Below are 13,384 nucleotides of genomic sequence, written 5' to 3' on the forward strand. Positions count from 1 at the left end.
GGAAACCATCAGATCCCCAAATCGACCCCCGGGGGACCCACCCCCACCCGAAGACTCTATACCAGCTACCACATTGGGTGCCAAAAGTTAGGCATAATCGGGGCCGGCGAGGCACCAAGAGGTATCCAATGACCGCCCCTTTCGATCTTGAACGCTTCGTCCAGGCCCAGAATCCGGTCTATCGCGACGTCCGGGGGGAACTGGCCCGGGGACGGAAGCAAAGTCATTGGATGTGGTTCGTTTTCCCGCAAATCGCGGGCCTCGGCTTCAGCGCCATGTCCCAGCGCTACGCCATCGCCTCGCGCGCGGAGGCCACGGCCTACCTCGCCCACCCCGTCCTTGGCCCGCGCCTGATCGAATGCACCCGACTCGTACTCGCCGTCGAGGGACGAACCATCAACGCGATCCTCGGCGCGCCTGATGACGCCAAGTTCCACTCGGCGATGACGCTGTTCGGGGCCGTGTCCGATGATCCGATTTTTGGCGAGGCGCTCGCCCGGTATTTCGCAAGCGAGCGCGACGGCGCCACGCTGGAAATCCTCGCCGCGCTTGATCGAAAGGCCTAGGGGCCGCGCCCCTCGCTGCAAGCAGCGTAAACCCGCGATTAACACGCGCCCCCTATCGTCCGGAGAATATCTTTCTTCCCAGCGCAATTGCCGGACAGATCATGAAAATCGGTACGCTCCTGACCACCGCCATCGTCTCGCTCTCGACCGTGGGCGGCGGCCTCGCCGTCTACGTCGCCGTGACGAAATACCAGACGATGGACAGGATCGCCGAAGCGCAAGGGCGGCTCGCGATCGTCCGCGCCGCCAGCGACATCCCGCGCTATCTCAACCCCGAGCGCGGCTTCGCCACCAACATCCTCTACGGACCCGCGACCGTCGATCCGGCCCAGCTCACCGAGCATGACAAGCTGCGCAAGCAGACCGACGGCGCCCGCGACAAGATGAACGCACTGCGCAAGGAGCTGCCAGGTTCGCTCGACGACGGCAACACCATCGGCAGCAACATCGACGGCATCAATTCGAAATTCACCGCGCTTCGCGACGCTATCGACAAGGCGATCGCCGGCCCCGCAGATGCGCGCAAGGATGCCGCCAGGAAGGTTGTTGCCGACAATGCCGTGCTCAACGCCGGCGTCACCGCGCTGCTCAACGAGCAGGTCCGCCGCATGGCGATCCTGAACGGCGATGCCTACCGCCAGTCCAACTACGCCAACATCGCCATGACATTGCGCGACATCGGCGGCCTCAATGCCAGCGTGCACAAGAACCTCGTCGGCGGCAAGAAGGTCGCGACCGATGCCGAGAAGGCCGACGTCGCCCGTATGCAGGGCCGCAACGACCAGATCGTGATGTCGCTGATGGAATTGCGCGGCAATCCGGCGACGCCCGCCAACGTCGCGGCCGCGCTCGAGAACATGAATTCGGTCTATGTCGAGGAGTTCGGCCGCGAGCTCAAGCTGGTCAAGGACGGCGCCGTCAGTGGCAAATACGACCATGACGTCGAGACCTACTACGCGGCGTCGCAAAAGGGCCTCGGCTCGATCATCGGCGTCCGCGACGCGCTCTACGACAACGCCGAGCAGATCCTCGCCGGCGCCTCCTCCGCCGCGCGCACCAGCTTCTCCATCGCGCTGGTCGGCCTCGTTGCGGTGCTGATCGCCAGCGCCGGCCTCATCGTGATGGTTCGCCGCCGCGTCTGTGCTCCGATCGTCAGCCTGACGACCCGGATGTCGCGGCTTGCCGACGGCGACGTTGCCGAGGACATCCCCGGCGCCGAGCGCGCGGACGAGATCGGGGCCATGGCTGCCGCCGTGAAGGTCTTCAAGGACAACATGATCCGCGCCGACCGGCTCGCGGCCGAGAAGCAGGCCGAGAACGATGGCAAGATGCGCCGCGCCCAGGCGCTCGACAGCCTCACCCGCGCGTTCGAAGCAAAGGTCACCGAACTGGTCGGCGGCCTGTCCCGCGCTTCGTCCACCATGGAGAACACGGCTCAGTCGATGACCACGACGGCGGCCCAGACCAACAGCCAGGCCGCGATCGTTGCCGCCGCCTCGCAGCAGACCTCGACCAACGTGCAGACGGTTGCCAGCGCGACCGAAGAGCTGACCTCCTCGATCTCCGAGATCGGCCGTCAGGTCGCGCAAAGCACCGAGATCGCGGCCCGTGCCGTCGACAACGCCCGCCGCACCGGCGACACCGCGCGCGCCCTCGCCGAGGGCGCCCAGAAGATCGGCGACGTCGTCACGCTGATCCAGAGCATCGCCGAGCAGACCAATCTGCTCGCATTGAACGCGACCATCGAAGCCGCCCGTGCCGGTGAAGCCGGCCGCGGCTTTGCCGTGGTGGCGTCCGAGGTGAAGTCGCTCGCCGGCCAGACCGCAAAGGCCACCACCGAAATCTCCGAGCAGATCACGGCGATCCAGGCCGCGAGCGACGAAACCGTGACCGCGATCCGCAACGTCGCCGACGTCATCGCCGAGATCGACCAGATCGGCACCGCGATTGCGGCCGCGATCGAGGAACAGGGCTCGGCGACCAAGGAGATTTCCCGCAGCGTCCAGGAGGCCGCCCGCGGCACCCAGGAGGTCAACACCAACATATCGGGCGTGCAGCGCGCCGCCGACGACACCGGTGCAGCCGCCCGCGAGGTGCTGGGCGCAGCCGAGCAACTCTCGACGCAGTCACGCGATCTCGCCGGCCAGTTCGACCGCTTCCTCGGCGAAGTCAGGGCCGCGTAGAAAAGCACATCAATACGGCGGCGTCTTGCGCGCCCGCTGCGCCTTGGCGGCCTCGATCCACCACGAGAGATCATCGGCAAAGCGCGGGAACGACCGCTCCAATGCCTTGCCGCCCTCGCCGATCGGCTCGCTCTCGGCCGAGAGCGTCTGCGCGATCGGACCGACGCCGATCGTGCTCGACACCACCACCATGCCCATCTCCGACAGCGTGCCGTGCCAGGCGGTGGATGCGCGCGCACCGGACAGGCGGCCGGCGGAATAGCTCACGATCGCGGCGGGGCGCCAGAACCACTCTTCGAGAAAATGATCGGTGAGGTTCTTCAGGCCGGGCTGGATGCCCCAATTGTATTCCCCGGTGACGAAGACGAAACCGTCGGCACCGCGGATCTGACCGGCGAGCTTCTCCAGCGCCTCCGGCGCGGAACCGCTGGGATATTCCTTGTACATGCGATCGAGCATCGGCAGGCCGATGGCCTTGGCGTCGATGAACGCGACGTCCTCGCCGCGGGCGCGCAGGCGATCGATGACGAAATTCGCAAGGCGGATGCCCATGCGGTCGGACCGGTAGGAACCGTAGAGGACGAGGATGCGATGGCTCATGCCGCGCAGCCTAGCACAAAACGACGCGGGCGGCCCCAACCGATCTGCCGCGCTATCGCCGCCGGCCATGCTCCAACGTCTGCGACGGCGCCTCGCCGAACTGGTCGCGATAGCTTCTGGAGAAATCGCTGAGATGCCAGAAGCCGAACGTCAGTGCGACGGCCTTGACGCTGTCGGCGCCGGCCAGCAGCCGCTTGCGGACCAGCCACAGCCGGTGCAGGCGCAGATAGCGATGCAGGCTCATGCCGCGATAACGGCGCACGACATCATGCATGGTGCGGACGGACAGGCCGAGCTTGCGTGCGATCTCCTCGCTGTAGATCGGCTGCGAGAGGTCGTCGGACAGCAGCGCGCGGATGTCCTGGAAGATCCTGAAGTTCCGCTCGTCGTTCGGACGCAGGGTCCATCGTGCCGGAACGACGCTTTGGAAGGCCTCGTCGACGGCTCCGAGCAGGGTCTCCCTCATGGCCGCGGCCTTCAACGGCACGTGCAATGGGTCGGCTGGCTCCGATGCCGCCGCCAGCACCTCACGAACCACGCTGCGAAGCCGCTCCAGGCCCGCGGCGGTCGTCTCGAAAATCTTGAAGCTGAAGGCCGCTCGTGGCCAGCCGCGATCCGTCACCTCCGGCCTGAAGACCACCGAGGCGATCTGTCGCTGGACTTCCTCGATCATCGTGTAAGCTGCGCCGCCGCTGCCCACGACGATGATCGGACGCGCGCGCTGCGTGCCGTTGAACCGGACCGGGACATCGAGGTCGTCCATCGTGAACCCGATCGCCGTGCAGTTCTCGACCAGCCGGGCGTCAACCACCCGGGGAAACGCCCGCGTCAAATTCACGTCGCAGCCCGGCAACGACAGAATGACCTGCTCGGCCGAAATCGTCCGTACGAAAGGCGTGAACTCGAAATCCAGGCCTCGTATGGCATTTCGATATTCGTCGACGTCCGAGAAGCGAAATACCTTTGGCGCCAGCGCTGGCGCATCATCACTGCTGTTCATGACAAATGAAAAACCGCGCCGGGAAACGACGCGTGTCCGGCGATATGCCGATCTCAATTCCCCCTTTCGGTTCGCGTGAGACCGAAAGACTCAAAATCCTGCTCCGCCTGGTCAGTTGGCGAGGGTCGAGCGCAAAGGACAAGCGACGGATCGCCCCCTGCCAAATTTCGATACCGTTTTGCGGTGAAAAACCGGTACGTTAATACCTGGCAGGTCGAGTTGTAAAATCAAAATTAACGCCTGTGGGTCGCAATGAAGGTCGTTGGATAGTCGAAATTCATTTTGATTACAGGCCCCTGCCATGATGGCAAATTCGCCTGCTGATATTCTGGTTGAGTTGGCCGAAGCGGTCGCAACGTGTCCGCTGGACCGCTGCACGCGCATCCTGTCCGGCATAGTGCAATTGCTCACTGGCAACCGCGACAGGTCCCAGGAACTGCTGGCCGGTGTCATCGACGGCGTCCTTTTGCGATTGACCGACCGGGTCGAGATCAGGGAGCTGATTCAACTCGGCACTACGCTGGCCGAGCTCAAGGTGGCCCCGCCGGAAACGTTGCGGCGCCTGGCCTTGCACGATGACCCGGACGTGGCGTGTCCTGTCCTGCTCACGTCTCAGGCGCTCTCGGCTGCGGATCTTGCCGCAGTCGCCGCCTCGAGCAGCGAGCGGCATCAACTCGCGATCGGCGCCCGCAACTGCATCGAGGCGGCCGTGAGCGAGGCGCTGATCGAGAGCGGGACTTCCGCCGTCTGCCTTGCATTGATCAAGAACCCGGGAGCCAAATTCTCCGAGGCGGCCTATGCCGCACTGATCGCCAGGGCCGACGAGGACGGCGAGATCGCCAAGGCGCTGGCGCTGCGGCCCGGCACACCCGACCAGGTCGTGCGAAAGCTGCTCTCCGTCTCCCCCGGCAAGCCCCCGCCGGCCAAGCCCACCGCGTCCGCCGTTTCTCCCGCGCAAGCAGCAGCGCCGAAGCCGCCCTCCCCGGCCGCCTATGCGAGCGCACGGCCGGAAATCGTCGCGCTCAACCGCGTCGGCAAGCTCAACGACTCCGCAGTGAACCGCTTTGCGATCCGCGGCGAGACCGCCAATCTGTACACGGCGCTGTCGGTACTCTCGGGGGCCCCGATCGCGATCGTCGAGCGCGTCATGATCGACGACGACTGCGAGGGCCTGGTCATGGCCTGCCGGGCGTCGCGCCTGAACTGGGCGACCACGCTCGCGATCCTGAGCAACCGCAGCGGCGCACGTCTCTCCTTTGCCGCGCGTGAGCGCGCGCAACACATATTCGAGACACAGCTTCTGTCGACCAGCCAATGGACCGTGCGCTGGGGGGAAATCGCGGCAAGAGCCGGCACAGGCGATCAGGGACATCGCGGCGCGAAAATGGGGGCTAACCGATGAAGTTCGACGGGCGAAAGGCGCTTCGCGTGCGGATGGATCACAAGCTGTCCGTCAATCTGATGGGCTCGGACGGGACCTGGCGCCGCAGCTGCGTCCTGCTCGACGTGTCGCAGAGCGGCGCCAAGATCGAGGTCGAAGGCACGCTCGACGTGCTTCAGGCCAAGGAATTCTTCATGCTGCTGTCCTCGACCGGGCTCGCTTACCGGCGCTGCGAGCTGGTCTGGATCGACGGCACCACGGCCGGCGTTCACTTCATCAGCGCGGACGGCAAGAAGAGGCCCGCGATCGGAAAAGCCATGACGGCTCAGAACTCCGTTCCGAGCAGGTAGGTCCGAACATTCGTCCCACGCATTGAAAGCCCAGTTGAGTAACGTCCAGGTCAGACCGTGCAGAACGCGCGAACCATCCTCCGCCCCGTCAATCGCAACGGCGACATCCGTGAAGCCGAAGCGGCCCGCCCCCTCGTGCAAGTGCTGGCCGACACGTCCGAACGGCTGTCCGGCGTCCGCTCGATCCTCGAGGAAAAGTTCACCGTCGCGGGCGAGCGGCTCGACGCCGACGCCAGGCTCACCCAGGTGCCGACGGCGATCGTCATCCGCGCGGAGCTGCGCGACGTCGACAACATCGCGGCCATCAAGAAGCGGGCCGGCAGGCTGGCGAAGGCCAGCAAACGCATCTTCATCCTCGAGCATACCTCTCACGTCGGCATCTCGCAGGCCTACGCGCTCGGCGCGACGCTTGTCCTGCCCGGTGTCATCAACCGGATCAAATTGCTGGCGGCGCTGAGCGATCCGGCCAACGAGGCCTCCGCTGCTTCGGGCGGAACGCCGCCGGACAACGCCGTCGAGACCGCGGCAACCGCGATCGCTTCGATGTTCACGTCCGTCACCCTCGGCCAGCCGCTCGATGTCGACGGCACCAGGGAAGCCGGCCGCCAGATCGCCGATCGCATCACCCAGCACGGCCTGTCGGAGTGGCTGACGACGGTGCGGCGCCACCACGAGGGAACCTATCAACACTGCCTGCTGGTCACAGGCGTCGCCATCGACTTCGGCCTGAGCCTCGGCGTCGGACGCGCCGACCTGGAGCGCCTCTACTCCGCGGCCATGTTCCACGACATCGGCAAGGCGCAGATTCCGCTCACCATCCTCGACAAGCCCGGCCGCCTCGACCCCGAGGAGCGCGCCCTGATCGAGACTCATCCGGCGGCGGGCTACGATTTTCTGAAGGGCCACGACAAGATCTCGCCGGAGATCCTGGACGCAGTGCGCCATCATCACGAATATCTCGACGGCAGCGGCTATCCGGATGCGCTTGGTGCCGAGAGCATCGGCGACATCGTCCGCATTCTCACCATCTCGGACATCTTCGCCGCGCTGATCGAGTACCGGCACTACAAGCCGACCCTCCCGCGCGCGGATGCCTACAACATCCTCTGCGGAATGAACGGAAAGCTGGAGAAAGCGCTGCTCGCCTCGTTCAAGCAGGTCGCGCTCACGCGGTGAGCGGGACAGCTCATCTCGAACACCGGCCTTCTCGACACGACCTAATGCGTGGCCCGGAATTTCGCGCGGCGCGGCATCGACCGGCAGGCCAAGCCTTCCGCGAGCAGCTTCATGTCCTCGCGTCTGCCGCTGCGGACCAGCCTGCTGAACTCTTCAGGGGTGAAGGGAAGACTTGGATCGTCATCGATCGTGTGCCGCAATCGCGGACCGAACAACCGCCGAACCAGGCTAGCCAGCCGCCGCATGTCAATTCCCTCGCGCCAGCAACAAACCTTTCAGTCCGCACATTGTTCCTCCCACGCGATCGAGATTGCAAGAGGCTGCCACTCCCCCGCACCAAAAATTTTCGCGAGAGAATAATCTGCTAGTCGGCGAAGCCGACATAGCGCACGAACGCGTCATTGCCCTCGCGATCCGAGCGCACCGCGTTCGCGGCAAAGCCGTCGTCGGGATAACCCATCGCGACGCAGGTCATGATGACCTCGTCTTCCGGTATGTTGGCGACCTCGCGCACGATATCGGAGCGCATGATGCCCTGCCCGTTGATGACGGAACCGAGTCCGCGGTCCCAGGCCGCCAGCACGATTCCGTAACAGAGCGCTCCGAGATCGAAATGGCACACCGCGCCGGGATCGAGCACGCGGTGTTCATCGACGACGATGCACGCTGCGGCGCGACTGGACCAGCGTTTCGAATTCCACGTCGATATCTCCCTGTTCACCCGGCGACATTGCGACCGACCGCCGGTTGCCGATGCGGCGCGCAAAATCTATGCTAACCGCAAGCAAGACCAAGAACCCCGGGGAGAACTCAACCATGCCCGCGCCGCTCGATCCCGTCATTGCCCAGATCATCCCGCTGTTGCCGCTGCGCGATCCCACCACGATGACGCCACAGAGCGCCCGCGATGCCTTGCGCGCACTGGCTGCCGCGCGCGCCGCCGTGCCGCCGCCGCCCGTCGACGCGGTCGCGGACATCAAGGTCAAAGGCGGCGCCGGGCCGCTCGATGCGCGGGTCTATCGGGTCGGCACCACGCCCGCGCCGACCGTGGTGTTCTTCCATGGCGGCGGCTGGGTCGCGGGCGATCTCGAAACCCATGACCGGCAGGCGCGCAATCTTGCGATCGAGACCGGCGCCGTCGTCGTCTCCGTCGATTATCGCCGTCCGCCGGAGGTGCGCTTTCCCTGCGCGTTCGAGGACGCCTTCGCTGCCGCGCGCGACGTCTTCAATCGCGTCGCGGAATTTGGCGGCGATGCCAGGCGTCTCGGGGTCGGCGGCGACAGCGCCGGCGGCAATCTCGCCGCCACCACCGCGATCGCCTGCCGCGATGCCGGCATCGAACTCGCCGCGCAGCTGCTGGTCTATCCCGTGACCGACGTCGTCGGCAGCTACGCGGATGCCGCCGAGAACGCGCGTTTTCCATCGCGCAGCGAGAATGCCGACGGCTACTTCCTGTCGCGCGCGGTGATGGAGTGGTTTTCCGGCCACTATCTCGCCGATCCCGCTCATGCCGCCGACTGGCGCGTCTCGCCGCTCCGCGCCGCATCGCTCGAAGGCGTCGCGCCCGCGATCGTGACCACCGCCTGGTTCGATCCCCTGCGCGACGAGGGCGCCGCCTATGCCAAGGCGCTGGAGGTGGCCGGCGTACGGGTCAAGCATCACGAGGGCGCCGGCCTGATCCACGGCTATTTCGGCCTTGGCGATGCCTCCGAGGTGGCGCGCGCCGAGGCGCAGCGTGCGCGGGCCGATTTCAAGGCGTTGCTGGCGCGCGGAATCTGAACCGCGGCTGAATGGAAAAATCTGCAACTGGCCCGATGGCGGATCGCGATCCTGCTTGATTGCGCCACGATTCGCGGCTCCAATCTGCTGGCAAATTTTCCCAGGGAGACACCCATGATGAAGCAGATTTTTCTCGCCGCGATCGTCGCCACCTTTGCAGCGGGCTCGGCCCTCGCGGACGACACCTGCGCGAGCAAGGCCGTTAGCAAGGACGGCAAGCCGCTCGCCGGAGCTGCCAAGACGTCGTTCATGAAGAAGTGCAAGGAAGACGCCTGCACACCGAAGGCCGTGAGCGCCGACGGCAAGCCGCTCGCGGGCGCCGCCAAGAACAGCTTCATGAAGAAGTGCGAAGTCGGCGCGTAAGGCGCGGCGACGAATTCTCCGCGTCTTTAACGAGCGGCTGCTCCACGAACTCGTCATGCCCGGGCTTGTCCCGGGCATCCACGTTCTTGTTCCCTGCGGCAGGGTACGTGGATGGCCGGGACAAGCCCGGCCATGACGGAAACACTCACCCCCGCTTGAACCGGTAGTCGAACGCCCCGTCCAGCGGTCTGATCAGCCCGACCGTCGGCGCCGGGAAATGGATCGGCAGGATCAGCGTGTCGGTGTCGGCCACCGAGGCGAAGAATTTTCGCCGCGACACTGCCGATATCTTCGCATCCCAGTCCGGCTTGGCCGACCAGTCCGGCTCGCGGCACTGGATCTGGTGATGCATGAGGTCGCCCGCGACCACCGCGCGCTGGCCCTTCGAGAAAATGTTCACGCAGCAATGGCAGGGCGAATGCCCCGGCGTCGGCGTCAGCGTGACGGTGTCGTCGAGCGCATAATCGTCATCCACCAGCAGCGCCTGCCCGGCCTCGACGATCGGCAGGCAATTGTCGCGAAACACGGTCCCGGGTGGATTATTGCCCTTGGCGTTCTCCGCCTCCCACGCCGCATACTCGCCCTTGTGGAAGACGTACTTCGCATTCGGAAACGTCGGCACCCAGCGGCCGTCGCGCAAGCTCGTATTCCAGCCGGTGTGATCGATGTGTAGATGGGTGCAGAACACATAGTCGATCTGCTCGAAGCCGATGCCGAGCGCGAACAGCTCGTTGCGCCAGCGCTCCTTGCCGGGAAAGTCGAACGGCGGCGGATGCCCCTTGTCCTCGCCGGTGCAGGTATCGACCAGGATGGTGTAGCGCGGCGTGCGCACCACGAAGGTCTGATAGGTGATCACCATCATGCCGCGCGCGGCATCGAACACCTCCGGCTCCATGGTCGGCAGATGGCGGGCGAACACGCCCTCGTCATAAGCCAGGAAAAAATCCTGCGGCCGCCGCCACGGCCCCTCCCGCTCGATCACCGCATCGATGGTGATGTCGCCTATCTGCAGCTGCTTCATCGTTGTTCACTCCCCTTTTTGTGGGAGCGTAACGAGAGGCGTCAGCGCGTCAAGGCGCGCCGCGGAATGCTAGCTCCGCAACCCCGGCGCTTCCTGACCGGTCCGCGCGACATATTCCGTGTAGCCGCCGCCAAACTGGTGGATGCCGTCCGGCGTCAGCTCCAGCACGCGGTTCGACAGCGTCGCCAGGAAGTGGCGGTCATGCGAGACGAACAGCATGGTGCCCTCGAAATCCGAAAGCGCGTTGATCAGCATTTCCTTGGTGGCGAGGTCGAGATGGTTGGTCGGCTCGTCCAGCACCAGGAAGTTCGGCGGATCGAACAGCATCTTCGCCATCACAAGCCGCGCCTTCTCGCCGCCCGACAATACGCGGCAGCGCTTCTCGACGTCGTCGCCGGAGAAGCCGAAGCAGCCCGCGAGCGCGCGCAACGAGCCCTGCCCCGCGGTCGGAAACTGGTCTTCCAGCGACTTGAACACAGTCTGCTCGCCGTCGAGCAAATCCATCGCGTGCTGGGCGAAATAGCCCATCTTGACGCTGCCGCCGACCGCCACGGTGCCCTCATCAGGTTCGCTCGCACCGGCGATCAGCTTGAGCAGCGTCGACTTGCCGGCGCCGTTGACGCCCATCACCGCCCAGCGCTCCCTGCGGCGGATCATGAAATCGAGACCGTCATAGATGCGCTTGCTGCCGTAACCCTTGTAGACGTTCTTGAGCGCGACGACGTCCTCGCCCGAGCGCGGCGCCGGCGGAAAGTCGAACGCCACCGTCTGGCGGCGGCGCGGCGGCTCGACCCGCTCGATCTTGTCGAGCTTCTTCACGCGGCTCTGCACCTGGGCCGCATGCGAGGCGCGCGCCTTGAAGCGCTCGATGAACTTGATCTCCTTGGCGAGCATGGCCTGCTGGCGCTCGAACTGGGCCTGCTGCTGCTTCTCGTTCTGCGCGCGCTGCTGCTCGTAGAACTCGTAATCGCCGGTGTAGGTGGTGAGCGAGCCGCTATCGATCTCGATCACCTTGGAGATGACGCGGTTGATGAACTCGCGGTCATGCGAGGTCATCAGCAGCGTGCCTTCGTAGTCGTGCAAAAACTTCTCGAGCCAGATCAGGCTTTCGAGATCGAGATGGTTGCTCGGCTCGTCGAGCAGCATGACGTCGGGCCGCATCAAAAGAATACGCGCCAGCGCCACGCGCATCTTCCAGCCGCCCGAGAGCTTGCCGACGTCGCCGTCCATCATCTCCTGGCTGAAGCCGAGGCCTGACAGCGCCTCGCGCGCCCGGCCGTCGAGCGCGTAACCGTCGAGCTCCTCGAACGCGTGCTGGACCTCGCCATAGCGCGCGATGATCTCGTCCATCTGGTCGGCCTTGTCGGGATCGGCCATCGCAACTTCGAGCTGGTGCAACTCGGCCGCGACCTCGCTGACGGGACCGGCGCCGTTCATGACCTCGGCCACGGCGCTGCGGCCACTCATCTCGCCGACGTCCTGGTTGAAATAGCCGATGGTGATGCCGCGATCAGTCGAGACCTGCCCCTCGTCGGGCAGTTCCTCACCGGCGATCATCCGGAACAACGTGGTCTTGCCGGCGCCGTTCGGGCCGACCAGCCCGATCTTCTCGCCCTTGTTGAGGGCGGCGGAGGCTTCGATGAACAGGATCTGGTGGCCGGCTTGCTTGCTGACGTTGTCGAGGCGGATCATGGGGTCTTTTCAAGGGGATTTTTGCGTTGCAGCGTAATAGGCCATGCCGCCCCCAGGGGAAGCCCGGCGGGGTACGGATTTCGCGCAGGAGCCGACGGGGACCCGGCTCAAAGTCTCGCTATTGGGCGAGGGGCGGCCGCGACAGGCATCACGGCAGGAACCGCGCGATGCCTTCGCGAATACAGGCCAGGATTTCGCCCTGCCGCTCTTCGAGACGGGAGACCGGCCCGCCGACGCCAAGGACCAGTTGGCGTCCGAAATCGCGTTTTGGCAGCAAAGCCGCAATCACCCCGGCGTCCTGGACGATGATGTGCTTGGAGAACATGTAGCCGTTGCGACGAATGCCGTTGATGATCTTCATCAAGGCCTTCAGTTCGAAGTGTTCCTCCGGCGGGCAGACGGCATTGATGCGGCGCAGGAGCCGGGCAATCTCGACGTCGGTGTGACCGCTGAGCAGCGTGCGCCCGATGCCGCTGATCGCGAGCGGCCGGACGTCGCCCGACCTGACTTCGAACCGCAGACGCTTGCTGGTTTGCAGACAGTGAATGTATTGCGCATGCAGATCGGACTGCGTGCTGATACTGACGAGCTCGTCCAGCTCCTCATGGACGAAGTTGACAAGCGCGAGAATTGCGCTGTCGCCGAACAGCCCGGCATCCAGCCACCGGCCCATCTGGGCGATGCGCATCGTCGGCATGTAGGTGCGATTGTAGCTGTCGTAGAACAGGTAACCCAGCATCGCCATGCTCTTCAGCAAGGCCGCGGCACTTGACGTCGGATAGTCGCACTTCGCCGCAACTTCCTTCAGCGAAATCGGTCGTTTCACGTCCTCAAAGTACTCGAGGACTTCGAAAATCCGCTGCGCCGACTTGATGGTGGCATTCGTCATTTTCACACATCTGGAAAGAGTATCGCGAGGGATCGGCTTGATACGCCCGACTTCAGGCGGGAGGCAGACAGCAGGCTCGGCACCGGGATCGACCATCCATCTTTTACACATATATAGAAATAGAACTACATATATGTAATCTATGGACACCCCAACGCGCCCCCTTTATTCTTCCCGGCGGCTGCAAGGCCGCGGCGCATAGCCGTCCAAAAAACAAAAGGCGCCCCACCAAAGGTGACGCGCGCTTACAGGGAGGCGTCATGAGGCCAGGATTCCATCTGTCTGCCACGACCGGCTGATGTGCTCGTTTCGACCCGCGCGCTGCTTGGGCGACCGCAGCTGAACTGAATCCCTCACCATCCTTCTTTTGAAGATCAACAGGCG

General features: G+C 64.7%; 13 protein-coding genes. 7 read left to right on the forward strand and 6 right to left on the reverse strand.

Going from position 1 to position 13,384, the window contains the following annotated elements; all coding sequences use genetic code 11:
* The first annotated feature begins 128 nt into the window (after positions 1-128).
* Positions 129-566, forward strand: a complete 438-nt coding sequence (locus F8237_RS00670) for a DUF1810 domain-containing protein (protein WP_151641931.1) — start codon at positions 129-131, stop codon at positions 564-566.
* Positions 567-667: 101 nt separating this feature from the next.
* Complete coding sequence (locus F8237_RS00675) at positions 668-2,749, forward strand: methyl-accepting chemotaxis protein (protein WP_151641932.1); 2,082 nt, start codon at positions 668-670, stop codon at positions 2,747-2,749.
* Positions 2,750-2,758: 9 nt separating this feature from the next.
* Here the strand turns inward: F8237_RS00675 and F8237_RS00680 are convergent, their stop codons facing one another.
* A complete protein-coding gene (locus F8237_RS00680; RefSeq protein WP_151641933.1) occupies positions 2,759-3,349 on the reverse strand; it encodes an NADPH-dependent FMN reductase in 591 nt (196 codons plus the stop codon).
* Positions 3,350-3,401: 52 nt separating this feature from the next.
* Entirely contained in the window at positions 3,402-4,349 is a 948-nt protein-coding gene (locus F8237_RS00685; RefSeq protein ID WP_151641934.1) for an AraC family transcriptional regulator, read from the reverse strand.
* A 301-nt stretch (positions 4,350-4,650) separates the two neighbouring features.
* On the opposite strand from F8237_RS00685, the gene F8237_RS00690 reads away from it, so the two are divergent.
* Genes F8237_RS00690 through F8237_RS00700 form a run of 3 tightly spaced genes read left to right on the forward strand, consistent with a single transcriptional unit; the run spans position 4,651 to position 7,256 of the window.
* Complete coding sequence (locus F8237_RS00690; protein ID WP_151641935.1) at positions 4,651-5,751, forward strand: DUF2336 domain-containing protein; 1,101 nt, start codon at positions 4,651-4,653, stop codon at positions 5,749-5,751.
* A complete protein-coding gene (locus F8237_RS00695; RefSeq protein ID WP_151641936.1) occupies positions 5,748-6,080 on the forward strand; it encodes a PilZ domain-containing protein in 333 nt (110 codons plus the stop codon). The genes F8237_RS00690 and F8237_RS00695 overlap by 4 nt, the downstream gene beginning before the upstream one ends.
* Positions 6,081-6,137: 57 nt before the next feature.
* On the forward strand, positions 6,138-7,256 hold the full coding sequence (locus F8237_RS00700; RefSeq protein ID WP_151641937.1) for an HD-GYP domain-containing protein: 1,119 nt from the start codon (positions 6,138-6,140) through the stop codon (positions 7,254-7,256).
* A gap of 364 nt (positions 7,257-7,620) precedes the next feature.
* Here F8237_RS00700 and F8237_RS00710 read toward each other — a convergent pair whose 3' ends face one another.
* Positions 7,621-7,965 (reverse strand): nitroreductase family protein, encoded by a 345-nt coding sequence (locus F8237_RS00710; RefSeq protein ID WP_374761587.1) that lies wholly within the window; start codon positions 7,963-7,965, stop codon positions 7,621-7,623.
* Positions 7,966-8,072: 107 nt separating this feature from the next.
* On the opposite strand from F8237_RS00710, the gene F8237_RS00715 reads away from it, so the two are divergent.
* Positions 8,073-9,035, forward strand: a complete 963-nt coding sequence (locus F8237_RS00715; RefSeq protein ID WP_151641939.1) for an alpha/beta hydrolase — start codon at positions 8,073-8,075, stop codon at positions 9,033-9,035.
* A gap of 114 nt (positions 9,036-9,149) precedes the next feature.
* The gene (locus F8237_RS00720; protein WP_151641940.1) at positions 9,150-9,398 is read left to right on the forward strand and encodes a hypothetical protein; all 249 of its coding nucleotides are present in this window, start codon (positions 9,150-9,152) and stop codon (positions 9,396-9,398) included.
* A gap of 145 nt (positions 9,399-9,543) precedes the next feature.
* Here the strand turns inward: F8237_RS00720 and F8237_RS00725 are convergent, their stop codons facing one another.
* The 3 genes from F8237_RS00725 to F8237_RS00735 all read right to left on the reverse strand — a co-directional run bounded on the left by F8237_RS00725 (position 9,544) and on the right by F8237_RS00735 (position 13,096).
* A complete protein-coding gene (locus F8237_RS00725; RefSeq protein ID WP_151641941.1) occupies positions 9,544-10,419 on the reverse strand; it encodes an MBL fold metallo-hydrolase in 876 nt (291 codons plus the stop codon).
* A gap of 69 nt (positions 10,420-10,488) precedes the next feature.
* Positions 10,489-12,111: an ABC-F family ATP-binding cassette domain-containing protein gene (locus tag F8237_RS00730; protein WP_151641942.1), complete on the reverse strand. Its 1,623-nt coding sequence runs from the start codon at positions 12,109-12,111 to the stop codon at positions 10,489-10,491.
* 148 nt (positions 12,112-12,259) lie between these two features.
* Positions 12,260-13,096, reverse strand: a complete 837-nt coding sequence (locus tag F8237_RS00735) for an IclR family transcriptional regulator (protein ID WP_244626054.1) — start codon at positions 13,094-13,096, stop codon at positions 12,260-12,262.
* Between the last annotated feature and the right edge of the window lie 288 nt (positions 13,097-13,384).

Origin of the sequence: Bradyrhizobium betae (assembly GCF_008932115.1) — a bacterium.
GTDB classification, from domain to species: Bacteria; Pseudomonadota; Alphaproteobacteria; order Rhizobiales; family Xanthobacteraceae; genus Bradyrhizobium; species Bradyrhizobium betae.